General features: G+C 39.2%; 21 protein-coding genes. 8 read left to right on the top strand and 13 right to left on the bottom strand.

What is annotated here, in order from left to right; translation table 11 throughout:
• From EDC17_RS12530 to EDC17_RS12515, 4 genes are all read right to left on the bottom strand, one after another.
• The coding region (locus tag EDC17_RS12530; protein WP_132778412.1) for a pirin family protein at positions 1-700 on the bottom strand (700 nt) is incomplete at its 3' end.
• 85 nt (positions 701-785) lie between these two features.
• The gene (locus tag EDC17_RS12525; protein WP_132778411.1) at positions 786-2,210 is read right to left on the bottom strand and encodes an arylsulfatase; all 1,425 of its coding nucleotides are present in this window, start codon (positions 2,208-2,210) and stop codon (positions 786-788) included.
• Between the two features lie 118 nt (positions 2,211-2,328).
• A complete protein-coding gene (clpB, locus tag EDC17_RS12520; RefSeq protein WP_132778410.1) occupies positions 2,329-4,929 on the bottom strand; it encodes an ATP-dependent chaperone ClpB in 2,601 nt (866 codons plus the stop codon).
• Positions 4,930-5,136: 207 nt separating this feature from the next.
• Complete coding sequence (locus tag EDC17_RS12515) at positions 5,137-5,997, bottom strand: sigma-70 family RNA polymerase sigma factor (protein ID WP_079642450.1); 861 nt, start codon at positions 5,995-5,997, stop codon at positions 5,137-5,139.
• A gap of 264 nt (positions 5,998-6,261) precedes the next feature.
• On the opposite strand from EDC17_RS12515, the gene EDC17_RS12510 reads away from it, so the two are divergent.
• Entirely contained in the window at positions 6,262-6,471 is a 210-nt protein-coding gene (locus tag EDC17_RS12510; protein WP_132778409.1) for a helix-turn-helix domain-containing protein, read from the top strand.
• A gap of 8 nt (positions 6,472-6,479) precedes the next feature.
• On the opposite strand, the gene fmt is transcribed toward EDC17_RS12510, so the two are convergent.
• Positions 6,480-7,403, bottom strand: coding sequence for a methionyl-tRNA formyltransferase (gene fmt / locus EDC17_RS12505; protein ID WP_132778408.1), 924 nt, complete (start codon positions 7,401-7,403; stop codon positions 6,480-6,482).
• 96 nt (positions 7,404-7,499) lie between these two features.
• Between fmt and EDC17_RS12500 the strand changes: the two genes are divergently transcribed.
• From EDC17_RS12500 to EDC17_RS12485, 4 genes are all read left to right on the top strand, one after another.
• Positions 7,500-8,717, top strand: coding sequence for an ABC transporter permease (locus EDC17_RS12500; protein ID WP_132778407.1), 1,218 nt, complete (start codon positions 7,500-7,502; stop codon positions 8,715-8,717).
• Positions 8,718-8,812: 95 nt separating this feature from the next.
• Positions 8,813-10,948 (top strand): cation:proton antiporter, encoded by a 2,136-nt coding sequence (locus EDC17_RS12495; RefSeq protein ID WP_132778406.1) that lies wholly within the window; start codon positions 8,813-8,815, stop codon positions 10,946-10,948.
• 12 nt (positions 10,949-10,960) lie between these two features.
• Entirely contained in the window at positions 10,961-12,223 is a 1,263-nt protein-coding gene (gene icd / locus EDC17_RS12490; protein ID WP_132778405.1) for an NADP-dependent isocitrate dehydrogenase, read from the top strand.
• Complete coding sequence (locus tag EDC17_RS12485) at positions 12,223-12,480, top strand: hypothetical protein (RefSeq protein ID WP_132778404.1); 258 nt, start codon at positions 12,223-12,225, stop codon at positions 12,478-12,480. Before icd ends, EDC17_RS12485 begins: the two co-directional genes overlap by 1 nt.
• 14 nt (positions 12,481-12,494) lie before the next feature.
• On the opposite strand, the gene EDC17_RS16895 is transcribed toward EDC17_RS12485, so the two are convergent.
• The 6 genes from EDC17_RS16895 to serC form a co-directional block, all read right to left on the bottom strand.
• Positions 12,495-12,671, bottom strand: a complete 177-nt coding sequence (locus EDC17_RS16895; RefSeq protein WP_165894417.1) for a hypothetical protein — start codon at positions 12,669-12,671, stop codon at positions 12,495-12,497.
• A gap of 88 nt (positions 12,672-12,759) precedes the next feature.
• Positions 12,760-13,488 (bottom strand): DUF3320 domain-containing protein, encoded by a 729-nt coding sequence (locus EDC17_RS12480; protein ID WP_132778403.1) that lies wholly within the window; start codon positions 13,486-13,488, stop codon positions 12,760-12,762.
• 300 nt (positions 13,489-13,788) lie between these two features.
• Positions 13,789-14,952: a diaminopimelate decarboxylase gene (gene lysA, locus EDC17_RS12475; protein WP_132778402.1), complete on the bottom strand. Its 1,164-nt coding sequence runs from the start codon at positions 14,950-14,952 to the stop codon at positions 13,789-13,791.
• 12 nt (positions 14,953-14,964) lie between these two features.
• Positions 14,965-16,281 (bottom strand): aspartate kinase, encoded by a 1,317-nt coding sequence (locus tag EDC17_RS12470; protein WP_132778401.1) that lies wholly within the window; start codon positions 16,279-16,281, stop codon positions 14,965-14,967.
• A gap of 114 nt (positions 16,282-16,395) precedes the next feature.
• On the bottom strand, positions 16,396-17,343 hold the full coding sequence (locus tag EDC17_RS12465; protein WP_132778400.1) for a D-2-hydroxyacid dehydrogenase: 948 nt from the start codon (positions 17,341-17,343) through the stop codon (positions 16,396-16,398).
• A 13-nt stretch (positions 17,344-17,356) separates the two neighbouring features.
• Complete coding sequence (gene serC, locus EDC17_RS12460; protein WP_132778399.1) at positions 17,357-18,424, bottom strand: 3-phosphoserine/phosphohydroxythreonine transaminase; 1,068 nt, start codon at positions 18,422-18,424, stop codon at positions 17,357-17,359.
• 337 nt (positions 18,425-18,761) lie between these two features.
• On the opposite strand from serC, the gene gyrA reads away from it, so the two are divergent.
• From gyrA to EDC17_RS12445, 3 genes are read left to right on the top strand one after another with little or no spacing between them, the layout of a single operon-like run.
• Complete coding sequence (gene gyrA, locus EDC17_RS12455; RefSeq protein WP_132778398.1) at positions 18,762-21,314, top strand: DNA gyrase subunit A; 2,553 nt, start codon at positions 18,762-18,764, stop codon at positions 21,312-21,314.
• Between the two features lie 7 nt (positions 21,315-21,321).
• Positions 21,322-22,419, top strand: a complete 1,098-nt coding sequence (locus EDC17_RS12450) for a tetratricopeptide repeat protein (RefSeq protein WP_132778397.1) — start codon at positions 21,322-21,324, stop codon at positions 22,417-22,419.
• An 11-nt stretch (positions 22,420-22,430) separates the two neighbouring features.
• Positions 22,431-23,600, top strand: a complete 1,170-nt coding sequence (locus tag EDC17_RS12445; protein WP_132778396.1) for a tetratricopeptide repeat protein — start codon at positions 22,431-22,433, stop codon at positions 23,598-23,600.
• 74 nt (positions 23,601-23,674) lie between these two features.
• Here EDC17_RS12445 and EDC17_RS12440 read toward each other — a convergent pair whose 3' ends face one another.
• Together EDC17_RS12440 and EDC17_RS12435 are read right to left on the bottom strand one after the other, a co-directional pair.
• Positions 23,675-24,187 (bottom strand): OmpA family protein, encoded by a 513-nt coding sequence (locus EDC17_RS12440; protein ID WP_132778395.1) that lies wholly within the window; start codon positions 24,185-24,187, stop codon positions 23,675-23,677.
• Between the two features lie 47 nt (positions 24,188-24,234).
• Positions 24,235-26,415 (bottom strand): glucoamylase family protein, encoded by a 2,181-nt coding sequence (locus tag EDC17_RS12435; protein WP_132778394.1) that lies wholly within the window; start codon positions 26,413-26,415, stop codon positions 24,235-24,237.
• Positions 26,416-26,562: the final 147 nt, after the last annotated feature.

The raw sequence follows: 26,562 nt of genomic DNA, 5'->3' as shown, positions 1-26,562 counted from the left end.
CTTGCACAGTAGTTGTTCCATCATAGAAAAATAGAAATCTACGCATCGTTGATGATTTAGCTTCTAATGTGTACGACGTATTGGGAGCTAAATCAATTAAAGCGACCCCCACATGATTGTCTGGGTTTTTGGCCCAGGAATAGGGTAAGGGCTCAATAGATTTAACACCATTATATTCCCCTAAAATTACTTTCAAATTCACCCCTTCAGAAACCTGTGCTACAGGGATTTTTTCATGCCAAAGCATTTTGTATTGCGGTTCTGTCATTTTACTCGCTGCCGGAAGATTAATCCAGATTTGAAACAACCGTAATGGATTTGGTTTGTCCTCATGGATCAATGGAAACATTTCACCATGTAAAACGCCCGAACCTGCGCTCATCAGTTGCACGTCCCCTTCACCATATCGTCCCTTTGAACCTTTCGAATCAAAGTGATCCGCATAACCTTCGTCAGCTATCGTAATAATCTCAAATCCTCGATGAGGGTGGAAGGGAAAACCAGGGATTTCTTTTCCATGATACATGCGCCAGTCTGCGTCAGGATTAAAATCATTACCCAATTGATGGCCATTTAAAGAAGCCTTAGGGCCGAATTTACCATTGCCTTCTGGATATTTATCATAGTGATATGCACCCATGATATAGGGGTCACCAATCGGCAATCGGCCTGACACTTTTTGAATATTTTTAACGCTCATTTTTTACCTTTCTGTTTACAATAACTTATCAAACCCTATGCCGTATTGCAACAAAAGTTGATTGGCTTACTTTTATATCCTAGTACTAATTTACAAGGCCAATTAATGGATAAATAGTGCTTTCAATATGCGCTTGCTCTATTAATTTGGACAACTCTTTTACTTTTATAGGGTTTGAGTCTGCCAAATTGTTCTTTTCATATGGATCTTTGTCAATATGATAAAGCTCATAATAAGAATCTTTAGGTGTTTTTACTTTTTGTTTGATCAATTTCCAACCATCGGCTAGGACAGCTTGTCTACCTCCATCTTCATGAAATTCCCAATACAAGTATTTATGTTCTTTCTGTGTTCCTTGTTTTAATAGGGTAGGCAAAAATGAAATACCATCATTACGTACAGAGGGAGATGTTTTGCCCAGTTCAACTAAGGTATTATACACATCCCAAAATGCAGCAATGTGACTGATATGTTGGTTTGGTGCAATTTTGTTTTTCCAATTAATAATTAGTGGTGTACGAATACCGCCTTCATGCAGTGAACGTTTTACACCTTTAAAACCTGCGGTGCTGTTAAAGAAATCAGGATCAGCACCACCTTCACGATGTGCACCATTGTCGCTGGTGAAGAGGATAATTGTATTTTCTCGTAGTCCGAGTTCATCTAGTTTGGCAATTATTTGCCCTACATACGCATCCATACGTGTCACCATAGCAGCAAAAGTGGCTCTTGGCTTCTCCACTGATGCGTAGCCACCTACCGTGGCATTTGGACCATAATCTTCACCTTGATGGGCTTTCTCGGGAAAGGCATTTTCATACATCTTATAATATTCATCTTCTGGACCTACCAATTCGGCATGCGGTAACACGGTAGGTACAAAAAGAAAGAAAGGTTTTTCTTTATTGTCTTCTATAAATTGTAATATTTGTTCTTGAATCAATGTTGGAGCGTAATGAACTTTATTCGTCAAATCATTTCCATTTAGAACAATTCGCTTTTTATTATGCCATAGATGAGTTGGGTAGTAACGATGAGACTGTCTTTGGCAATTGTATCCATAGAAAGTGTCGAAGCCCTTTAAATTTGGGTCCCCACTCGTGCCTACCATGCCCAATCCCCATTTTCCAAATGCACCAGTTGCATAGCCCGCTTGTTGTAAATCCATGGCAAATGTGCGAATAGAATCAGTCAATGGTTCTTGTCCTTCGGGTTCAATTTCTTTGTTGCCACGCACATAGGTGTGGCCTGTATGCATGCCTGTCATCAATGAAGCCCGCGATGGCGCACAAACAGATGTTCCCGCATAAAATTGGGTAAACTTAGCTCCATCTTTTGCTAGTTTGTCCAGATTGGGTGTTTTAATCTTTGTCTGTCCATATACGCCTAAATCACCGATGCCTAAATCATCCGCCATGATGAACACAATATTGGGCTTTTGCGATTGAGCGTATATTGAATGGGAAAGAAAGATTATGAGTACTGTAGATAATATTAAGTTGTTTATCATTTTAGTAATGACGATAGTTATATCGTAAATATAACTTAATTATTAATAGAGTGAATAAAAAAGGTTCTTTCCATTTCTGAAAAGAACCTTTTTTTATTTAAAGGAGAATTATGAAATATTATCCTTCAGCTTTATTTAAGAATACAAACTTACCATCAAAAACATCCAATTGAATTACTGAATCCGAAGTCACTTTTCCGGCTAGAATTTCTTTCGACAATTCATTCAAAATGCGTTTTTGGATCACTCGTTTCAATGGACGAGCACCATATATTGGATCGTATCCCAATTGTGCTAACCAATCTAACGCCTCATCTGTAGCTGACAAGAAGATGTTCTGTTCTGCAAGTTGCTTGGTGACGTGATTGAATTGCATGCGCACGATATCACCAATTTCATTTCTGCTCAGCGGAGTGAACATAATAATCTCGTCAATACGATTCAAAAACTCCGGACGAATCGATTTCTGCAATAATTCAAAAACTTCGTCTTTCGTTTTTGCAACGACTTCATCCCGATTTATATCTGTCAACGAAGAGAAGTTCTCTTGTATAATATGCGAACCTGTATTGGAAGTCATAATAATGATTGTGTTTTTGAAATTCACCACACGACCTTTGTTATCTGTCAAGTGCCCATCATCCAATACTTGCAATAAAATATTGAATACATCAGGATGCGCTTTTTCAATCTCGTCTAACAAGACTACTGAATAAGGACGGCGACGTACAGCTTCAGTCAATTGACCACCTTCATCATAACCCACATATCCTGGAGGCGCACCGATTAGGCGGGAGACCGAATGACGTTCTTGATATTCGGACATATCGATACGTACCAAGGCTTGCTCATCATCGAATAAGAATTCAGCTAAAGCTTTGGCTAACTCAGTTTTACCTACTCCGGTAGTTCCTAAGAAGATAAAAGATCCTATTGGACGTTTTGCATCACTTAATCCTGCGCGTGAACGACGAATCGAATCTGAAATAGCTTCAATAGCCTCCTCTTGTCCGGCCACACGTTTGTGCAATTCGGCTTCCAGATTTAAAAGCTTTTCACGCTCAGATTGTACCATTTTGCTCACAGGAATTCCAGTCCAGCGAGATACCACATCGGCAATATCTTCAGCCGTTACTTCTTCCTTCAGCATGCGCGAACTCTTTTGCTTTTCGTTAAGTTCTGCTTTAAGTTTTTCTACAGTATCTTGGGCCTCTTTAATCTTACCATAGCGCAATTCTGCTACTTTACCATAGTCTCCTTGGCGTTCAGCTTGATTAGCTTCTAACTTGTAGTTTTCAATATTCTGAACCTCCTGATTGACGCGATCTACCAAAGTTTTCTCAGATTGCCACTCCGCTTTTAGAGCATCTCGTTCCGAAGATAGGTTCGCTATTGTCTCAGAAAGTTCCGCAACTTTTTTCTCGTCTTTCTCACGTTTTATCGCTTCACGTTCAATTTCTAACTGCATGATACGACGATCCAATTCATCCACAGCTTCCGGAACAGAATCCATTTCCAAACGAAGTTTAGAAGCCGCCTCATCGACCAAGTCAATCGCTTTATCTGGTAAAAAACGATCTGTAATGTATCGCTGTGATAATTCAACCGCTGCGATGATGGATTCATCGAGAATACGCACCTTATGGTGTGTCTCGTATCGTTCTTTCAGCCCACGTAGGATTGAAATAGCATCTTGCGTGTCAGGCTCGTCTACCATTACTTTTTGAAAGCGGCGCTCCAGTGCTTTATCTTTCTCAAAGTATTTTTGGTACTCATTCAAAGTTGTAGCCCCGATAGCACGCAGTTCACCACGAGCCAAAGCTGGTTTTAGTATATTCGCTGCATCCATAGCACCTTCGCCGCCGCCAGCTCCCACTAAAGTGTGGATCTCATCAATGAAAAGAATGATCTCTCCATCCGATTCCGAAACTTCTTTGACCACGGCTTTCAGTCGCTCTTCGAATTCGCCTTTGTATTTCGCTCCGGCTATCAGTGCGCCCATATCTAGGGAGAACACGATTTTAGACTTTAAATTTTCTGGTGCATCGCCTTTGATAATACGGTGCGCAATACCTTCAGCAATTGCTGTTTTACCAACACCTGGTTCGCCGACAAGGATTGGGTTATTTTTGGTGCGTCGCGATAGTATTTGCATCACGCGACGGATTTCTTCGTCACGACCGATTACAGGATCCAATTTTCCTGATTCTGCAAATTCATTTAGGTTGCGTGCGTATTTGCCCAAAGCATTATATGTTGCTTCAGCATTTGGGTCCGTTACTCTATTATTTCCTCTCAATTCTTTAATCGCTAATTTTAAATCTTTTTCATTAATACCTTGGTCTTTCAGCAGATTTCCCACCTTATCTGAAGAGGAGAGAAGTCCAAGTAAAAGATGCTCTAATGAAACATATTCATCGTTGAATTCTTTCAGATAGCTCTGCGCCTTTTGCAGTACATTTGCTGAATTATTGCTCAGATAAATATTACTTCCAGATACTTTTGGAAGCGCTTCAATTTGTTTATCCGCTTCACTGTTGATGTAATTCGTATTGGCGTTCAATTTTTTTATCAAATGTGGAATCACATGTTCATCCACACTCAATAATGCCTTTAATATATGTGCTGGTTCAATAGCTTGTTGCTGATTGCCGGCAGCAATTTCAGAAGCCTTTTGAATGGCTTCTTGTGCTTTGATTGTATAATTGTTAAAATTCATATGCTGTTTTCCTTTTTGGGTTTACATGAATGAAATAACAATCTTAGTGCCTTAACTGTTTTTGAAGAATAAATCGGAAATTTTGTCTGTTCTGAATAAATTAATGTGTCAAAATTGCATCTTTCGCTTTGGTGACTGGGAAATTTTGACAAAAAAATAAAGCGCAAGTATTATCTTGCGCTTTCGATTTTCAATATGGACTATATATTAGCCTAAATAAGATTTTAGAATTTTGCTACGAGAAGTGTGACGTAGACGTTGCAAAGCTTTGTCTTTGATCTGGCGTACACGCTCTCTCGTTAGATTAAATTTTTCGCCGATCTCTTCAAGGGATAGCGGATGGTTGGATCCTAAACCAAAGAATAATACGATAATCTCTCTTTCTCTTTCTGTGAGGGTAGATAGGGATCTTTTGATCTCTTCAGACAATGACTCATCGATCAATGAACTATCTGTATCTGGGTCTGAGTTTTCTAATACATCCAATAATGTATTCTCTTCACCTTGTACAAATGGAGCATCCATTGATACGTGTCTACCTGAATTACTCAATGTATCCGAAACTTTATCTACTGTAGTTTCTAAGATATCTGCTAATTCTTCTGGAGAAGGCTCGCGTTCGTATTCTTGCTCTAATTTGCTGAAAGCTTTGCTGATCTTACTTAATGATCCCACTTGGTTAAGTGGTAAACGTACGATACGTGATTGTTCAGCGATAGCTTGCAAAATAGACTGACGAATCCACCACACTGCATAAGAGATGAATTTAAAACCTTTTGTCTCATCAAAACGTTTTGCTGCTTTTATAAGGCCTAAGTTACCTTCATTAATCAAGTCACCTAAAGTAAGACCTTGATTCTGATATTGCTTAGCAACAGAAACGACGAAACGTAAGTTGGTTTTAGTCAACTTCTCTAATGCCACCTGATCCCCTTCGCGAATACGTTGCGCTAAGATTACTTCTTCTTCAGCAGTAATCAAGTCAACTTTACCAATTTCATGTAAATACTTGTCAAGAGATTGTGATTCACGATTCGTGATCGATTGTGTAATTTTGAGCTGTCTCATTAATTTTTAAACCTTTTTTCTGGATGTTGCAAAAATACTAATTATTTTATTCGTTTTGTGTAATAAAAGTGTAATTTATTACTTCATAATGAGGGAGTTATAAAATAATGGAAATGTAATACTATACATCAAAAATCATTCCAAAGATTTTATATTGTAATATAAAAAATCAATTATAAAGCAATAAAAAATGTACTTAATAATAAAACCTTTTTTGGTCTAAAATGTTCTAAACCATAGAAAAGAAATTATAATCGTACTATAATGAAGAAATTGGTAATACGTTTGGATCAAGTTATGGCGAAGAGACGCATGTCACTCAATGAATTAAGCTCGCACGTTGGAATCACACTATCAAATTTGTCTATACTGAAGAATAACAAAGCTAAAGCCATTCGCTTAAATACATTGGCAGCCATCTGCGAAGCATTAGACTGCCAACCTGGAGATATCATTGCTTATGAGGAAGATTAATTCATTTATCATTCTTTCTCAAAACGATATCCTTTTAGAAATTCATTGATTTCCATTCTTTTTTTTCCTTCAATTTGAATGGTTTTCAAATTGATGTATCCATCCTGGGTTGCAAATCGCATATAAGTCTTCCCATCACTGACTACCTTACCCGGAGTTAGCGTATGGGACTCCCTCATCTTTTCGCCTTCGAATATTTTAAACATTTTATCATTCAGATAAGTAAAGGCAGTGGGATAGGGGCTTAATCCCCGAATCTGATTATATACCTGATCTGTGGAATTATCCCAATCAATCCGACAATCCTCTTTAAATATTTTAGGAGCGTGTTTCAATTCTTCCACAGCTATATCTTCTTGAGGGATAGGATTAAGTGTATTGTCTCTTAATCCTTTTATTGTTTTAATTAAAGTTTCCGCACCCGCATGCATGAGTTTGTCGTGTAATATTCCCGCATTATCGGTGTCGGCTATCTCCACTTGTTGTGCCAGTAGAATATTTCCCGTGTCGATTTCATGTTGGAGTAGGAAAGTCGTTACGCCCGATACTTTTTCGCCATTCATCACGGCGTGATTAATAGGAGCAGCACCTCTATATTGTGGCAATAGCGAAGCATGCACATTGATGGTGCCTCGTGGTGGCATATTCCATACTATCTCCGGCAACATGCGGAAGGCTACCACAACCTGTAAATCTGCCTGATAGGATTTTAACGTTTCAATAAATTGAGGGTCTCTTAATTTCTCGGGCTGTAAAACGGGCAAATTATTCGCTTCTGCAAAAACTTTTACCGCCGATTGATGCAGTTTTTGACCTCTACCAGCCGGCTTGTCTGGAGCTGTTACCACGGCAACTACTTGTTCTCCAGCATCAAGCAAGGCCTTCAAAGAAGCCACTGCAAAATCCGGAGTACCCATAAATACAATACGCATATTTTTAACTTACTTTTTGATTCAAAACAGTATGGCAGGAATTTGTCAAGTGCCAAAAATTATTAACTTTGCGAAGTTACAAAATAATATTGCAGGTTGAATTTTCCTTTATATTTAGCTAATAGAATCAATGTAAAAGGTCAGCGCACTTTTTCGAAGCTTATTGTTCGCGTAACAATAGGAGCTTTGGCTATTGCTATTATCGCGATTTTACTTTCTGTTGCGATATTGCGCGGCTTCAAGGAAGAAATTACAACCAAACAACGCGGTTTTTTTGGTGACATAATAGTTACCAAGCAAACTTTAGCGGATTATGAACTTACCCCTGTGCTGCTTACGGACTCGCAGATCAATCAGATTTTAAATACCCAAAATATAGAATCCATTCACGGCTTTGCCACCAAAGTAGGCGTTATTAGTGTCAACGATGAAGTAGAAGGAGCGATGCTCAAAGGGGTGGAGGCGGATTATGATCAGCGCTTTCTGAAAAGTAGTTTGGTCGACGGCGATATCTTAGATCTGAAAGCTGAAAATGCTGAGCAGCAGCTTTTAATATCACATTACCTCGCCAATCGCTTACATTTAAAAGTCGGCGATGATGTGATTATGTCTTTTGTGCAAGATAATCGCACACGCAAACGCAAATTTCTGATTAAGGGAATCTACCGCACAAATTCTGATGACTGGGACAAGAATTATGTAGTGGGATCTATTGATATTATTCGCAAGCTGAATCAGCTTCTTGTCAACGAAGCCGGTGCGTATGAAATACGCGTGAAGGACTTTAGTCAATTGGCAGCAACCACACATGCGATTAATGAGGAATTACCGATAGTCCTCAAAGCGACTAATGTCATTGAATATTGGGCGGATGTGTTCAACTGGCTCGAAATGCTGGATATGAACGATGATATCATTTTCGTACTTATGGTCATTGTGGCTGTCATCAATATGATCAGTTCTTTGCTGATAACTATTCTGGAGCGAACGAATATGATTGGCATATTGAAGGCCTTAGGGATGAATAATACTGCATTAAGAAGAGTGTTTATGCTCAATTCGATGTATGTAATAGGTTATGGTCTGCTGATCGGTAATGCTGTGGCGTTGATTCTATATTTTTTCCAACGTTCGACACACTTTTTCAAATTGGATCCAAGCATCTATTATTTAGAATATGTTCCTATGCATATTGATATGTTTACCTTGCTGATACTCAATATTTCTGTGGTCATTCTCGTCTTCCTGACGACTATTATTCCGTCGATGCTTATCACACGTATCTCACCTATAAAAACCATTCAGTTTAAATAATATCGCGTATTTTTTTCTTCTTATACTATCTTTTTTCGTATTTTGATTGCCTAGTATAACTTTATTTATATTGAAGTAAATAAATCAAGAAATAAATGAATAACAACGTAATTGAACATATTCTGGATGCTTTTAAAGCGCCTCTTACAAATCCCGTTTTAATATTTTCTTTAGTACTACTAATTATATTGTTATCACCTATCTTGTTAAGGCCAATTCGCGTACCAGGTATAATAGGACTGATCCTGGCTGGCGTTGTGATAGGTCCACATGGGTTGAACTGGCTAGAAAATAACTCTGCAGTAAATCTTTTCTCAACCATTGGTTTGCTTTATATCATGTTTATTGCTGGTCTTGAGCTTGATATGAATGAGTTTAGGAAGACAAAACATAAAAGTGCTTTATTTGGATTCTTTACTTTCATCATACCGATCACAATTGGCTTTCCTGTGTGTTATTATATATTAGGCTACGGTGTATTACCAAGTGTATTGATAGCGAGTATGTTTGCTACACATACATTAGTGTCATATCCAATTGTAAATCGATACGGTATTTCCAAGCATGAGGCTGTCGCTATTACCATTGGTGGCACGATACTAACCGATACAGCCGTGCTTATCATATTGGCTGTTATCACGGGAGCATCTCATGGTAATATTAACCAACAATTCTGGGTTACACTGGGTGTCTCGTTTGCGGTATTTCTGTTTATAATGTTTGGTATCATTCCACGTATAGCCAAATGGTATTTCCAAAAAGTGGAATCCGAGAAAACAGGGCATTATATTTTTGTCTTGACGGTCGTATTTTTCTCCGCTTTTATGGCCGAAATTGCAGGGCTGGAACCTATCATTGGTGCGTTTGCGGCAGGATTAGCCTTGAACAAGCTGATACCACATTCTTCAGCCTTGATGAATAGAATCGAGTTTATCGGTAACGCGATTTTTATTCCTTTCTTTCTTATATCGGTGGGGATGATTGTCGATATCAGTGTGTTGTCAAAAGGTCCTACAGCTTTAATCGTAGCAGGAACGCTCACTGTAGTAGCCGTATTTGGTAAATTCCTTGCTGCGACCGCTACGCAATTGACATTCAAATATTCCACTAGCCATCGTAACTTGATATTTGGCTTGAGTAATGCCCACGCAGCAGCGACACTAGCCGTTATTATGGTGGGATATAGCAATAATATCATCGATGAGAATGTCCTTAATGGCACAATTGTACTCATTCTGTTCACCTGTATAATTGCGTCTATCGTCACAGAGAATGCCTCAAAACGGGTAGTCAGAGAAGGACATCAGGATGATAAGCATATTGAACACGTAGAAGAATCAGAAGAACAGATTATGATTCCGATTGCCAATATCAACAATATGGAGCCAATTCTGGATTTTGCGACACTTATCAAATCCAAAAAATCGCCTTATCCGATGAATATTGTAAGTGTTGTACCTAATGATGTGCAAGCAGAGAAAAATTTGGTTGAAGCTAAGCGCAATTTGGAAAACACAGCAAAATATGCTGCTGGAGCAGAAAATGAAGTAGAGTTGCTCACTACAATCGACATTAATATCCCGGCAGGAATTGCACGTATGGCCAAGCAAGTGATGGCTGATTGTGTGATCATGGGTTGGCCAAGTGTCACCTCTTTTGTAGAAAAAATTGTTGGTGAAAAATCTGAAAGCATCCTGAACAATACAGATACCACTTTATTCATGTGCCGAATTGAGAAACCACTCATTACACATCGTTCGATAACTGTCTTTGTGCCGCCATTGGCCGAATCAGAGGTGGGATTTGAATATTGGTTGGAAAAAGTATTGGTGCTTTCCAAAGAGTTGACCCTACCGATAAGTTTTGTCTGCGATCCACGGACGGAGAGCAACTTAAAAGAGTCTATAGAAGCGCTAAATTCAAGCGTGGTTACCAACTATGCGCTCTATGAAGATTGGGATAATATCTACGGATTGGCGACGTTTAATAATTCAGATTCCTTATTGATATTTGTTTCTTCGCGGAGCGGCGAGGTATCTTACCGCGATTCTCTAGATGGATTAGCCAAACGATTGGGTAAGTATTATAAGAATCAGAACATCATTTTGATATTCCCAAGTCGACAAGAAAACCAACATATAGATGTCTACGAATCGGTGGAAGCTTCACCGATATTCCGTAAAATATCACGGGAGATTGGTAATATATTTAATAAAGAAAAAAACAACTAACTATAATTGTATATGGGCGAGAGAATTACAATGGGGACAAATGGAAAACTAAATGTACCCCACAATCCTATCATTCCATTTATCATAGGTGATGGGATAGGACCGGACATTTGGCATGCTGCTGTACGTGTCTTTGATAAGGCTATTGAATCGGCTTATGGAGGCAGTCGTCAGATTGAATGGAAAGAAGTATTAGCTGGAGAAAAAGCATTTAACGAAACTGGAACTTGGTTGCCAGAAGCAACATTGGAAACTTTTAAAGAATATTTAATCGGTATCAAAGGTCCTTTGAGCACACCAATTGGTGGAGGTATACGTTCACTGAATGTTGCTTTGCGTAAAGAATTGGATTTATATGTCTGCCTGAGACCTACGAAATGGTACGAGGGTGTACCTTCACCAGTGAAGCGTCCTCAGGATGTCGATATGACAATTTTCCGTGAGAATACGGAGGATATCTATGCAGGAATTGAATTTTCTGCAGGGACAGTGGAGGCAAAAAAAATGCAGGATTACTTAATAAATGATCTGCATGTAGAATATAATTTCAATGCCCAAACCGGTATCGGTATTAAAATCGTTTCGGAAGAAGGCTCCAAGCGATTGATACGCTCGGCTATAGAATACGCTATTGCGCAACAATTACCATCTGTGACCATTGTGCACAAGGGCAATATTATGAAATATACCGAAGGCGCATTTAAACAATGGGGCTTCGACGTGGCGGAAACAGAATTTGCGGATAAGACCTATACGTGGGGGCAGTGGGAGCGAACCAAAGCAGAAAAAGGACAGGAAGCTGCGAATGCTGAGCAAAAAGAGGCGGAAGCAACAGGTAAAATAATCATCAAGGATATTATAGCCGACAACTTTTTGCAGCAAATATTATTGGCTCCTAAAGATTATTCTGTGGTAGCTACCTTAAATCTCAACGGCGACTATATTTCTGATGCATTGGCGGCTATGGTAGGAGGAATCGGTATAGCACCAGGCGCAAACATCAACTACAAAACGGGGCACGCGATCTTCGAAGCTACACATGGTACTGCACCGCGCTTTGCGAATACAGACACGATGAACCCCTCATCCGTTATCTTAAGTGGAGTAATGATGTTGGAATATCTCGGATGGCAAGAAGCTGCAGATAAGATTGTACAAGCATTGTCTCAAACCATTAAGGATAAAACCGTGACCGTTGACTTTTACAATCTTATGGAAGAAGCAACGCTGTTGAAGACAAGTGAATTTGCCAATAAGATTATAGAGAAGTTTTAATGCGATACGAAGATTTACCCGCTTTTGTACTTAATTCCAATGTACTAAGCGAGGAAGAAAAAATTCGATTAACTGAAATAGACCACCTCCCCAATGAAACGGAGGTGGATTATTTTAGAAGTGAACCTCAAATTCAGGAACTAACGAATGCTTTTATTGGCGATGATACTACACGAGATATCCATCTTCAGGAAAAAGCAAAAGAGTATATTGCGAATGAGGATATTATCTCAGCATGGAAGGTGATTTTATTGTAATAAAATCACCTTTTTTAGCTGAACATATTTGCTGAATCTCTAAAAAAGAAATAATATACTATAGCCAGAATAATTATAGCAATTAGTATGACAAGTATAATATTTCTGCCAGCAGGTTTATCATCTTTTTCGTCTTGTACGACTTCAGGAACTTTATCTTCCCAATCATGTTTCTCTTGTTGTTCTTGCATAACATATTCTTTATTGGTATACCTATAGAACAAGCTTTAGTAGGATAAAGTTTTCTTAAAACATGAAAATGCACAGCTCATCTGGCTACTAGGTATTAAATAGTTTTATTCTTCCATTTTCTCTTTTAATGATTTGCTTATATTTGGCCAATGCGATGACAGCGCTGAGCACATTTTTTATCTGCCGACCTACTTTGGCAAAGCAAAAAACACGAGCCAGATATCTCAATAATTCTCCTTCTTCAATACTTAGATTATGCCGTACGGCTTCTTCAAGTGCGACAAGGATTTCTTCAGGGGGAATATCTTCTATATTTCGTTTCTCGATGTCATTACTTCTGTAATAGTCTAATTCAATGTTATTGTGCCAATGAAATAATTGCTGATGCTGCGTTTGCAGTAGATTCATCTCTTGCAATATCTCTTGCAAATGCATGTCCAGTTTAGCTCCTGCACGACTAGTATTCCAAGCTTGTAGCAATTTTTTAAATAATAAATTTTTACTTATTGGTGCTTCACTTTCTATTATAGCACGGATCTGCTCTTTGATTTTATTGCGGTTTTGAAATTCATAAAGCTGCTCACTACTACTACCGCTCACCTTTGGCAGTTTACAAGCGACATACGGCCTGACTTTATTATCTACAGCAGCATGGACGACAGCAGGCTCTATCGATTGGAGAGGGGGCAGAGAAGTTTCTACATATGGTATTACTTCTTCGGGTTCCTCGGGGAGATCCGTTTTTTCTTCCAAAAGTTGTTGCACTTTGGCCACAATTGCATTGTCGATTAGACTGGAGTTTTCATAACAATCCATACTCCATATACGATGTAATTCCAGCTAAAACCACCCAATACAGTGGTTATGACCATATCCGTATCATTCGTGGTCTGTACATTGTAATAGTATTCGCCATCCACTATTATTCACAGAATATATTGGTTTTCATTTTGGTGACGTTTTCTTTGCGCCTAGTCTAAGTATATGTAGCTTAATGAGGCGCTGTTCATTCTTTTAAGGAAACCAATAGTCGCATGACATTGGTTTCTATAAGGTAAAAAAAAAGCTCAATTCCATTCTGGAAATTGAGCTTTAATCCTTTTTATATTTTGAAGATTAGTTTTCTTTGAAATAATTACGTATTTCGTTTCTCAGGTTGTAGTTGGATGCCATCACTTCTCCATAAGCGCCAGCCGTACGGATAGCAATCAGGTCACCGCGTTTGCTCACGGGTAGTTCCACTTCTTTGCCAAAACAATCGGAGCTTTCGCAGATAGGTCCTACAACATCGTAGTTTAACACCTTATCTGTAGGTGATACTTCGCCTATTTTTTCAATTTTGTGGTAAGCTTGATACAATGCCGGACGCATCAGTTCCGTCATTCCCGCATCCAAGATCAGGAAATTTTTCTTCAGACCACTCTTGGTGTACAATACTTTACTCACGAGTGAGCCACACTGCGCCACCAATGCCCGCCCCAACTCAAAATGTACCTCATGCTGTCCAGTACGCTCCAAGAATTTGTCAAAAATATCAAAATAGGCTTCAAAATCAGGAATAGGGTTCTCATCGGGATTTTTGTAATCCACACCGAGCCCACCGCCAACATTAATGACTTTGATATAAGTGCCACGTTCTTCGAAGAAGTTTTTCCACTCGTTTACTTTGACACAAAGACTTTTGAATACATTCAAATCTGTAATCTGTGAACCGATGTGAAAGTGCAGGCCAATTAAATTGATATTAGGACAATTTTTGATGATAGCAGCCGCTTTTTCCAATTCAGAATTTGGCACCCCGAATTTGTTTTCATCCAAACCTGTCGTGATATAATGATGCGTATGCGCGTCTACATTGGGATTGATACGTAAAGAGACATTCGCCTTTTCGCCAATTTGCCCTGCCAATTCGTTGATGACCTCCAATTCTTGGATAGACTCTACGTTGAAGGCAAAAATACGATGCTTCAAGGCCAAAATAATCTCTTTGTCCGACTTACCTACCCCCGCAAAAGTAATTTGCCCAGCCGGAAAACCCACAGCAATGGATTTTTCAACCTCTCCGCCGCTAACACAGTCGGCACCATAACCCTTGGATTGGATGATATTTAATATTCTGTCGTTAAAATTCGCTTTCAGCGCATAATGGATATGAAAATTACGCTTGTCGGCAGCCTGCTTAGCTGCATCCAAAGTGCGCTCAAGCAATGGCAAATCATAGTAATACAGCGGTGTTTCTTGCTGCAATAAGGTTTCTTTGATTTCTTTATTTTGAAACATGCTATTTTACTGTTAAAATAATCTATTGTGTAATGAGCGTAATGCTTCCGTTTTATATTTCGTGTCCAAAAGGATGGAGACATTGTAGTCCGATCCACCGTAAGAAATCATGCGAATCGGTAAGTGCTTCACAGCATCGAGCACGCGCGCTGCGTACCCATGGGTGTTGGCGTTAAAATCACCCACCACACAAATAATGGTCTGCCCTTCATCAACACCTACTTTACCAAATAATTCTACCTCTTTAATGATTTCCAATAGGTTTGTCGTATCGTCAATAGACATGGATACGGCAACTTCGGAAGTGGTAATCATATCAATTGGTGTTTTATAACGCTCAAAAATTTCGAACACCTTACGTAGAAATCCATATGCCAACAACATTCTTGTCGAGTGAATATGGATAGCTGTGATGCCGTCTTTGGCCGCAATAGCCCGAATAGTGCCTTTTTCCCCGCCATTTTTAGAAATCAAAGTACCTTGAGCCGTAGGGTCCATTGTATTCAACAACCGAACGGGCACATTGTATTTCTGTGCCGGAAATACAGACTGCGGATGCAAGATCTTCGCACCAAAATAAGCAAGCTCGGCAGCCTCATCAAAGCAAAGGTGAGCTATAGGTTTTGTACCTGAGACTATGCGTGGGTCATTATTGTGCATACCATCTATATCTGTCCAGATCTGTACTTCTTCGGCTTTCAAAGCAGCACCGATCAATGAAGCAGTATAGTCCGATCCACCGCGACGTAGGTTGTCAATCTCTCCAAAAGAATTTCGGCAGATATAACCTTGTGTAATGAATAGCGCATTATCCGGATATTGATCCAAATAGGGGGTAAGTTTCTCCGTAATATAATCTACTACGGGTTCATTATCCTCATCAATTTTCATGAAATCCAATGCCGGTAGCAGTACTGATGGTACATTAATCTCGCTCAGGTGCAAATGCCATAACGTCGTAGATAGCAATTCGCCTTGCGCAAGAATTACTTTCTCTTCTGTCGGCGTGAATAAATCATGATTGCCGAATTCAGCAATCAAATTGAAATGATAATCAATTAATTCTTTACCTTTTTGTAGTCCCTCAGGCGTGGTGAAGAGTTCTTGGATCAGATCCTCATACTTACTCTTATGTGCCTTGATTATATCTAAAGCCTTATCCTTATCTCTATCGGAAAAAGCTTGGGAAATTTCAACTAATGTGTTGGTTGTGCCTGAAACGGCGGACAACACGACAATTTGGCGCTCCTGAGGATTTACTATATCTAATAATCCTTTGATGCGCGCTGCACTTCCAACGGATGTGCCACCAAATTTTAAAATTTTCATATTATAATTAGTAAGTAATTTTAGTCTACGTTAAAAGTTTAAATATACATATACAAAAATGCGGCACAAAATGCATATAAGCTCTTGTGCCGCATAAATTTATATGCGGAAGAATTACTTCTTCAGATTAGCAATAAGCAATTGCGCTAATTCAGCGCCTATACGCTCTTGAGCTTCATTTGTAGCAGCTCCAATATGAGGTGTCAACGACACTTTTGGATGCTTTAACAAATCAATACGAGGATTAGGTTCGTCTTCAAATACGTCCAATCCAGCAAAAGCTACTTTACCAGAGTTCAAAGCATTAATAAGCTCTAATTCATCGATTACACCACCACGAGAGGCATTCACCAATCCAACACCATCTTTCAACAGTTCAAACTCTTCTTTACCAATCACTGGTTTGTCCAAGAAAGGTACATGAAGGGAAATGAAATCCGATGTCGATAACAACTCATTAAGCTCCACCTGCTTAATAGGAACTACAGCTGATACGCCAGCAGAAAACTCTAAAGTCAGCGCGGTAGGTCCTTCGTATAAGTCGAAGTAGACAACATCCATACCCATACCCAAACCGATTTTAGCTGTTTCTCTACCAATACGTCCAAAACCAACTACACCGAGTGTTTTGCCTTTAAGCTCTACACCAGCAGCATATAGTTTTTTTAATCCGCCGAAGTTTACATTGCCATCAACAGGCATTTTGCGGTTTGAATCGTGCAAGAAACGCACACCCGTCAAAAGATGAGCGAATACCAATTCAGCTACCGAATGCGAAGATGCAGCGGGCGTATTTACTACGGCAACACCTTTCGAACGCGCGTACTCCACGTCAATATTGTCCATACCTACACCACCGCGGCCAATAGCTTTAATGTTTGGACATGCGTCAATAAGCTCTTTGCGTACTTTCGTAGCACTGCGAACGGTAATGGCATCATATTCATTCAGACGGTCTATCAATTCAGCCTGTGCAATATGTTCTGTATCTACTGTGAATCCTGCGTCTTCTAATATTTTTTTACCGATGGGATCGATACCATCATTGGCTAATATTTTCATTTTGCTGTTTTTATTATTTGTGACTTTCCTCAAATTCTTTCATCGCATCTACTAAAGCATTGATGGATGTAATCGTCAATGCATTGTATATGGAAGCTCTAAATCCACCAACCGAACGGTGACCTTTGATACCGATTAAGTTGCGCTCTTTAGCTAAGGCCAAAAATTCCGCTTCTAACTCCGGTGTGTCCATGACGAATGTCACATTCATGCGGGAGCGGTCTTCTACAGCTGCTGTTCCTTTGAAGAAAGGATTTCTTTCTATTTCGTCGTATAATGTACGAGCTTTGATGATATTTTCCTGCTCGATAGCTTTTACACCACCTTTGGCTTTCAACCAACGTAAGTTCAACATAGAAACATAAATCGAATAGACAGGAGGGGTGTTGTACATCGATCCTGCTTTGATATGTTCTTGGTAATTGAAGATGGAAGGAATAGTTTTTCCGGTTTTACCCAATAGGTCATTCTTTATGATGACCAAAGTAACACCAGCAGGTCCCATATTTTTTTGTGCACCGGCATAGATCAAATCATATTCTTGGATGTTGATTTCTCTACTTAAGATGTCCGATGACATGTCTACCACTTTAGGCACTGTAGTGCTTGGTGTAGCAAATACCTCTGTACCGTAGATTGTATTATTGGATGTGAAGTGGAAATATGCAGCATCCAAAGGAATTTCAAAATCTTTAGGGATATAAGTGTAGTTGCTGTCTTTTGAAGAAGCTACTGTCACTACTTCGCCGAAGTTTTTAGCTTCTTTAGCAGCTTTCGTAGCCCATACGCCCGTATCCAAATAAGCGGCTTTACCACCGTCTGGCAATAGGTTCATAGGCACCATTGCAAACTGCTGGCTCGCACCACCCTGCAAAAACAGCACCGAATAATTTTCTGGAACATGTAACAATTCGCGAACTAAGCTTTCTGTCTCTTTCACAACCTCTTCAAACTCTTTTGAGCGGTGGGAGATTTCTAATATTGATAGACCGGTATTATTAAAATCGAGAACGGCTTTTGAGGCCTCTTGAAATACCTCTTGAGGTAAAATACATGGTCCTGCTCCAAAATTATGTTTCATTACTGTTGTTGTTTGTTTTAATTTTTAGTGCAAATATACGAGGTTTTTTATTTAATTCTCAAAATTGTATATTATTCTTTGAAAAATATTCATCATTTATGCCGATTTTGTATAATTAAATTATAGATACCCCTATTTTATTCAAACTCTTATCCAACATTAACAAGCTAATTTACACACTTTTAAAGCGGCTTGTAGCCCGATTTCTACCCCTGCGGAATGCTAAGTTTTATTCGGTTTTAAGACCTTTTTTTCGATAAAAAATTGTAACTTCGCAAGGTATCGTATTATAGTAATTCGTATCAAAAAATTAGTTTTACTGATTCCTATTTAAAATATGGCTGAAGAAACAGAAAATGACAATAATTTAGTTCCTGCAAACGACAGGGTCGTAAAAATTAATATTGAAGACCAAATGAAATCGGCGTACATCGATTACTCGATGTCCGTGATTGTATCCCGTGCATTACCTGATGCGCGTGATGGTTTGAAGCCGGTACATAGACGTGTACTCTATGGTATGGATGGCTTGGGTGTATCTTCCGGAAAGCCTTATAAAAAATCCGCACGTATCGTGGGGGAGGTCTTGGGTAAGTATCACCCACATGGTGACTCCTCAGTGTATGACACGATGGTCCGCATGGCTCAAAGCTGGTCTATGCGCTATCCGATGGTCGATGGTCAGGGTAACTACGGTTCTCTCGATGGAGATCCACCAGCGGCAATGCGTTATACCGAAGCGCGTCTTCGCAAGATCGCTGAGGAAATGTTGGCCGATTTGAAAAAAGACACGGTAGATTTCCAACTCAACTTTGATGATTCGGAGCAAGAGCCTACCGTATTGCCGACACGTATTCCCAATTTATTGGTGAATGGTGCTTCTGGTATCGCTGTAGGTATGGCGACCAACATGGCACCACACAACTTGACTGAAGTTATCGACGGTACGATCGCCTATATCGATAATAGAGATATAGAAATCTCCGAACTGATGCAATACATCAAGGCGCCAGATTTCCCTACGGGAGGTGTGATCTATGGTCACCATGGTGTTCGTGAAGCATTCGAAACTGGGCGTGGACGTATTGTGATGCGCGCCAAAGCGGAAATCGAAACCACCAAATCCGGTCGTGAAATCATTGTCGTAACCGAAATCCCTTATTTGATTAATAAAGCAGAAATGATCAAACGTACTGCCGAATTAGTCAATGAGAAAAAATTAGAAGGAATTTCTGAGATACGCGATGAGTCAGCTAAAGATGTTCGTATTATTTACGAAGTAAAACGTGACGCAAATGCGAATGTTGTCTTAAATAACTTGTATAAACATACATCGCTACAATCTTCATTTTCAGTAAACAACATTGCCTTAGTAAAAGGAAGGCCGATGATGATGAATTTGAAAGATATGATTCAGGTGTTTGTCGAGCATAGACATGATGTCGTAGTAAGACGTACAAAATTTGAATTAGCAGAAGCCGAAAAACGTGCTCATATCTTAGAAGGATATCTGATAGCGCTAGATCATTTAGATGAAGTAATCAAATTGATCCGTAGTTCTGATACGCCAGAAGATGCACGCTTGGGCTTAATGGAGAAATTCAGCTTATCCGATATTCAAGCACGCGCCATCCTGGATATGACTTTACGTCGTCTGACAGGACTAGAACGAGATAAGATCAAAGAAGAGTATGCTGAACTGATGAAAACCATTGAATACTTAAAACAAGTATTAGCGGACGAAACTCTACGTTATCAAATCATCAAAGAGGAACTTCTTGAAGTAAAAGAAAAATTCGGTGACGAACGTCGTTCGCTGATCGTTCACTCGGCAGAAGACATGACGATGGAAGATTTTATCGACGATGAAGAAGTCGTAATCACCATATCACACAATAGCTATGTAAAACGTACACCATTGACCGAATACAAACGTCAAGGTCGCGGAGGTAAAGGTTCTATTGGTTCGAATACCAGAGAAGAAGACTTTACCGAACATATTATCACGGCTACGGCACACAACTATATGTTGTTGTTTACCGAGTCAGGACGTTGTTTCTGGTTGCGTGCATTCGAGATTCCTGAAGGAAGCCGTACATCGAGAGGCCGTGCATTGCAGAATATTATTAATATTCCGAAAGAAGAGAAGATCAAAGCATACATATTAGTGAAGAACTTGAAAGACAAGGAATACTTGGAAAACAATTTCATCATTATGTGTACTAAACAAGGTACGATCAAGAAAACGTCTCTGGAAGCTTATTCTAGACCACGTGCGAATGGTATCAACGCGATAAATATCAACGAAGGTGACCAATTAATCGAGGCTTGTTTGACGAGCGGCACGAGCGAGATCGTAATGGCCTTACGCTCGGGTAGAGCTATTCGTTTCAACGAATCTAATGTTCGTCCTATGGGCCGTACAGCAACAGGTGTACGCGGTATTACGTTAGCACACGCCAAAGATGAAGTAGTTGGCATGATTAGTGTTGATAGTCCTGAAGTATCTGTATTGGTTGTTTCCGAAAAAGGATATGGTAAACGTACCGATATTGACGACTACCGTATCACAAACCGTGGAGGTAAAGGTGTGAAGACAATCAATGTGACAGATAAAACAGGTGAATTAGTTGCTATTAAAGGTGTAACCGACAACGATGATTTAATGATCATCAACAAATCGGGAATTGTGATTCGTATAGGCGTGGACAATCTTCGTGTGATGGGACGTGCTACACAAGGTGTCCGATTGATTACACTCAAAGGTAACGACGAAATCGCTTCTATTACTAAAGTAGCGCGTGAAGAAGAGGTAGAAGAAGAAATAGTAGAAGATGGCGTTGAAAATTCAGCTGGAGATTTAGAAGAAAACACAGATTCAGAGGAATAATAACAACATGAAAGCATTAACAGCTTCAATTTTATTTGCATGCATAAGTACTACTGTTGTAGCTCAATCCAATTATAAGGAGAGCTCCAACAGTTTTGCTCGTTATACCAAGTCGGGTGAGATCAAAGAATTAGAAAACGCAAAAAAATTCATTGATGCTGCCTATAAGACTAAAAGGGATTCTTCCAATTCCAAAAATAACATCTTACGTGCGATGGTGTACAGCTCGCTAGCCTATGCCGATTCCACACGCAAGATTAAGACGGACAAAGATCCTATTGAGACTTCGTTGAATGCCGTTAAGTTGCTCAAACAACGTGACTTAAGCAATTACCCCAACGAAATCAATTACGTAAACCAAAACTTGGTTGCGGCTTATATCTATAAAGCCAATAAGCATATCGAGAAGAAGGAATACGAGCAAGCGTACAACAGCTTTTTAGAAGTAGAAAGATTAGGATCGCAGTCTATTGACGTATTGCGCAATCTGGCTTATCTATCGGCAGAAGCGGGCAAGACGCAAGAAGCTATTGCTTACTACAAAAAATTGATCGAGCTTACGGATGTAGATGCTGTAACTTACATTTCCTTGGCCAAACTTTATAAGTCTACGGATAACACGCACGAGTATCTCAATACCTTGAAGACTGCACGTGAGAAGTTTCCACAAGACAAAGCGATATTATTTTTGTTGGTTGAAGCTTATGCAGAGAATAAAGCGTATGCAGCTGTAACACCTATTATTGCTGAAGCCCTAAAGCATGAACCTGAGAATATCGAATTATCATATTTGGCGGGCTACGCCAATGAGAATGTAGGCAATATTCCAGAGGCTAAAAAGTACTATAAAAAAGTACTGGAGTTGGATGATAACAACTACGATGCTAACTTAGCTTTAGGATTGATACACTTAAACGACTTTTTGAAAAACAACAGTAATTTAGAAGCGCAATATTCTGCTCAAGATTATTTGCTCAAAGCAAATGGCATTAAACCTTACGCCGTCAATGCACTCAAAGGTCTGGCCTTGTTTTACGAGACGGCCGATGATCAGGAGCAATTGGATAGAGTAAATACGCTTTTGAATCAATTATCAAATAATTAATACTTATACATATGAACATTAAAAAAGGGATTATTTTTGCAGCCATATTCGTTTCGGCAGGTTCATTATTTGCACAAACTAGCAATATTAAGAAAGCCCAAACGAACTACCAAAAGTACTATGAGTTTAAGCAAACAGGTACGGCTAAACTTGGTGAATCATTTTTAAATACAGCCAAAGAAGCTATTGATGCAGCTGTAGTTCATGACAAAACGAAGGACAATGCGGAAGCTTGGACTTATTATTCTTTGATCTACGGTAATCTAGGTGTCGATAATTCGAATGCAGAGGCTATCACCAAAGCACAAGAGGCGATTACGAAAGCCAAAGAATTGGATACAGATAAGAAGCAAGAGGAAAATATTAAAAATAGTGAGTACAACCTATATGCTTTCAACTTCAATCAAGGTGTAGCAGCTTGGGAAAAACAAGATTTTCCCGGTGCATATAATGCTTTCAACAGTGCATTGACCTATATGCCAGGTGATACTACATTAACTTATTACGCAGGTATTGCAGCTATTCAAAACAATGATTTGAAAAACGGTTTAGAGAAGTATTTATCTTTAGCAGAAAGAAAAGACTATTCGGAGCATAAAAAAATCATTAAGGATATCCCAAACTTATACCTTACTTTGGCCGATACAGCCAATGCGCTAAAATACGCTGAGATGGCATCTAAAATGTATCCAGAAGATAGCGAGATCGTTAATCAGCACATCAATTACAATATTGCTTTGGGTAATACATCCGGCATTATGAATGATTTGAAAGCGCAAATCGCAAAAGAACCTACTAATAAAACATTATACTTTTATTTAGGTATTGCTGAATCTTCTTTGGGTAATAACGATAATGCGTACGAAGCTTACAAAAAAGCACTAGAAATTGATCCAAACTATTTGGATGCTAATATCAACGCAGGTGTGAGTCTAATCAACGGTATCAAAGATGAGTTGCAAGTAATCAACAACGACAAGACGTTATCGAATACGCAATACAATGCAAAGGTAGAAGCACTTAAAGAAAAAGTTAAACCAGCAGAGCAATACTTCTCCAAAGTAGTAGAAGCAGAGCCAAACAACGAAAGTGGTTTAAGAGGTTTGAAGAGCGTGTATGATTTCTTACAAAACGAAGCAAAATCGAAAGAAATTCAAGCTAAAATCGATGCTTTGAATTAATTATAAAAGCTTATAAAATAAATAAGGCTTCACCATTTGGTGAAGCCTATTTATTTTATATAGTATGTTATTTCTTAGTTTAAGATTATAACTTCTACACGTCTATTTCTTTGACGTCCGTCTGCAGTCTTGTTGTCAGCTACCGGTTGACTAGGACCTAATCCTTTGGTCGCTAATCGGGAAGCGGAGATACCTTTATCCTGTAGGTATTTCTTCACAGATTCGGCACGTTTTTCGGACAGCCATACATTATATTTTTCTTCGCCTGTGGCATCCGTATGTCCATCGATGCGTATTTTCTTATCTTTTTGCTGCGCAAGAATTTTTGCCAACTTATCTAATTCTACCTTTGCTTTATCAGTAAGGTAAGAGGAGTTTGTAGGAAATAATACATCTGAAGATAACGAAAATTTAATGCCTTCATCCGTACGAGTAGCATCCTTAAATTCACTTTTTACGTTTTTTAGTCCATCATCTGTACCATCTCGCGAAACCACCGCCCCTGGAAGCACTGTGATTTGCTGTTGCTTACACGATTGTACAAATAATACACCTGCAAATAGGGGAAGAATGAATAATTTTTTCATATAAAGTCCTGTGTTATATAAGTCACTAATATAATTATTTTTACAAGTTATCGGGACTTATTTCCAAATAAGATTTGCCGACTTTGTAGTAATTCAGGTATGCTTTCATACAATTCCCAGATTAAACCAGTGCGCGCATTCTCAATCATGATTGCAATAGCGGCTTGATTCGTCGAAATATACTCGTCAGACACATCATCGTTGCGTAGATCCAACCATCCACGGAAGCCAAATTCTGTAAACAAAATCGGGCCATATTGCTGATATAAGCTTGATAGTGATTTTATCCCTACATTTTTATCTACAATAATAGAAGCAGGGCCAATGGCCGGATTGATACGATAGGAGGCATCACCGCCGTCTCGTTGTTGGTAATATCCCCATATGTTACTGCTATTTGCTCCTACACCCAATTCATTGTCGCGGCGCTTTACGAAATGCATATAATTATGTAATACCTGCTCCCAATTGACCAAAGAGTCCGAGATTAAAGTCGGGCGTACGGTGAGGAAAGGTCGATATAGTTTGAGTAAGCTGTTTTGCAATTCGCCAAATGGCAATTCCATTCCGTAGCGATATACAGTATCAAAAACAGAAAGATTTACGAGTGTATCTTTTGAGGCGGAGCTCTTTAATTCTCTAAAATCATCGATTTGTATAGTCTCATCGTAGTAATAGGGATTAATGGTTACGGATGTATCCTGTTTTATTTTTTTAACCTGATGATATACCGCGTCAAAATAGGCGGACGATGGAAGAGCAAATTTGGGGTGGCCCGCTGCCAAGAGATAGGTGTTAATAGCCTCATCTAGATTGCTTAGCGGTACATTATTGATATCATTATCATCCAGTAATGCCAATTTTGAACGCAGTAAATTATCGCTATTGGCTATTGCTTGCCAATTCACCCGTTCGTACACTTGCGTGATGCGTGTACGCAAATCCTTCTCCGCTTCGTTGTCTTCCTTGAAATATTGACGCGCAATCAGGAGTGCTTCAAGAATAGCACCCGTAGCTTGCACATCGTAGATAGCAAGTTCGTTTCTGTACTCAGGAATACTTTTACGAGCATCATAGTATGCTGCAAATATACCATGCTTGTGCTGCGACTTGAGTAAGAAGAACGTAATTTTGGATATTCTGTTTAAGGCTGTCTGCCGATTTACGAATTCATTTTGCACGCCAACGATCAAAGATAGTATTGCACCAGCTGTTTCTTTGGTCGATACAATAACTTTATTTTTCGACCGATAGGGCAAATACATGCCACTATTAATGTCGAAATTTTCAACAAAATAATTGACATTAGCCAGCTGTACCAATTTTAGAATTTCATCCTCAGGCAGGGTAGAGGTCTGCACCTCACGTACAGCAGAGGCAGGAGATTCATTGTAATTATAATCTACCCAGGTGATTTTATAATAATATTTTGCGCCGATGAGCGGTACGATATCCAGACAAGACTGCATATGGATGGGACGTATGCCCACAGGTTTAAACGCTTTGCCATCTGTCGAGCGATATATTTTGATGTAGCGAATACTCGGTGTCAAAGGCAACTGCCACGACAGATTTACGGTCTTATCGTAAGCTTTGGCTTCACTCAGCACAGCCGCGGATCGCAATGGGATCTCCGAATATTTGAGTGGAAGAAACTCGATCTGGTCGATAAAAAGTTGGTGATATTTACTCGATGCCGCATTTTGAGCAAATCCAATACCTATAATAGGTGACTGTTTGCTCAGTTTTTTGAACTGTTTAATGGGAATTCTAATCTGAATCCATTTTTTATGTTCCAGTTTCGGAATATACGGTGCTATCGACAAGGTGTCTGACACATAGCGGTGTTGTTGCACGAATATTTTGGGCAGATCTTGCATCTGTGTATGCGGAGAGTGTACATACATCCGGATGCTTAGAAAATCTCCTTCATCTAAGGTATAGTTGAACTTTTGGCGGCTATATTTTACGGTAGTTTCCCATTGTCCCTCCGCTTGAGATAGGTACTTCAAGGACAGCGCATTACCAGGCGTAAAAAACAGGGTGTCCGAAATCAGTAAATGCTTATTGACATTTTCAACCCAGCTATTGCCTTGATAGCTCACTCTACTTTTGGCATATGCCCCGTTGACGATACTATTATCGAAGACCACCTCGGGGTATGTATCAGCAAATAAAAGGGTGGGTAGCAGTGCTATAACTAAAGTAAAAATTCTAAATAGATGCATATTTAATTAAGTCATACTTGATTACAAAAATACGTAAAACAATAATACCCGATTGTAACTACCTTGTTAGTTTTAAGTAATATTGTCTAAAACAAGATTTACCTGCAAAAGGTTGCCTTTTTATGTATTGTACATGTAGACTTTATT

This window comes from Sphingobacterium alimentarium, assembly GCF_004342685.1.
In the GTDB taxonomy this organism is placed as follows: Bacteria; Bacteroidota; Bacteroidia; order Sphingobacteriales; family Sphingobacteriaceae; genus Sphingobacterium; species Sphingobacterium alimentarium.
Note: the sequence above shows the minus strand (reverse complement) of the source record. Positions and strands in the feature narration are given on the sequence as shown.

Coding starts and splice junctions, on each gene's coding strand:
- EDC17_RS12525 (WP_132778411.1), bottom strand. CDS start 2,210: ATGATAAACAACTTAATATTATCTACAGTACTCATAATCTTTCTTTCC.
- clpB (WP_132778410.1), bottom strand. CDS start 4,929: ATGAATTTTAACAATTATACAATCAAAGCACAAGAAGCCATTCAAAAG.
- EDC17_RS12515 (WP_079642450.1), bottom strand. CDS start 5,997: ATGAGACAGCTCAAAATTACACAATCGATCACGAATCGTGAATCACAA.
- EDC17_RS12510 (WP_132778409.1), top strand. CDS start 6,262: ATGAAGAAATTGGTAATACGTTTGGATCAAGTTATGGCGAAGAGACGC.
- fmt (WP_132778408.1), bottom strand. CDS start 7,403: ATGCGTATTGTATTTATGGGTACTCCGGATTTTGCAGTGGCTTCTTTG.
- EDC17_RS12495 (WP_132778406.1), top strand. CDS start 8,813: ATGAATAACAACGTAATTGAACATATTCTGGATGCTTTTAAAGCGCCT.
- icd (WP_132778405.1), top strand. CDS start 10,961: ATGGGCGAGAGAATTACAATGGGGACAAATGGAAAACTAAATGTACCC.
- EDC17_RS12485 (WP_132778404.1), top strand. CDS start 12,223: ATGCGATACGAAGATTTACCCGCTTTTGTACTTAATTCCAATGTACTA.
- EDC17_RS16895 (WP_165894417.1), bottom strand. CDS start 12,671: ATGCAAGAACAACAAGAGAAACATGATTGGGAAGATAAAGTTCCTGAA.
- EDC17_RS12480 (WP_132778403.1), bottom strand. CDS start 13,488: ATGGATTGTTATGAAAACTCCAGTCTAATCGACAATGCAATTGTGGCC.
- lysA (WP_132778402.1), bottom strand. CDS start 14,952: ATGTTTCAAAATAAAGAAATCAAAGAAACCTTATTGCAGCAAGAAACA.
- EDC17_RS12470 (WP_132778401.1), bottom strand. CDS start 16,281: ATGAAAATTTTAAAATTTGGTGGCACATCCGTTGGAAGTGCAGCGCGC.
- EDC17_RS12465 (WP_132778400.1), bottom strand. CDS start 17,343: ATGAAAATATTAGCCAATGATGGTATCGATCCCATCGGTAAAAAAATA.
- serC (WP_132778399.1), bottom strand. CDS start 18,424: ATGAAACATAATTTTGGAGCAGGACCATGTATTTTACCTCAAGAGGTA.
- gyrA (WP_132778398.1), top strand. CDS start 18,762: ATGGCTGAAGAAACAGAAAATGACAATAATTTAGTTCCTGCAAACGAC.
- EDC17_RS12450 (WP_132778397.1), top strand. CDS start 21,322: ATGAAAGCATTAACAGCTTCAATTTTATTTGCATGCATAAGTACTACT.
- EDC17_RS12445 (WP_132778396.1), top strand. CDS start 22,431: ATGAACATTAAAAAAGGGATTATTTTTGCAGCCATATTCGTTTCGGCA.
- EDC17_RS12440 (WP_132778395.1), bottom strand. CDS start 24,187: ATGAAAAAATTATTCATTCTTCCCCTATTTGCAGGTGTATTATTTGTA.
- EDC17_RS12435 (WP_132778394.1), bottom strand. CDS start 26,415: ATGCATCTATTTAGAATTTTTACTTTAGTTATAGCACTGCTACCCACC.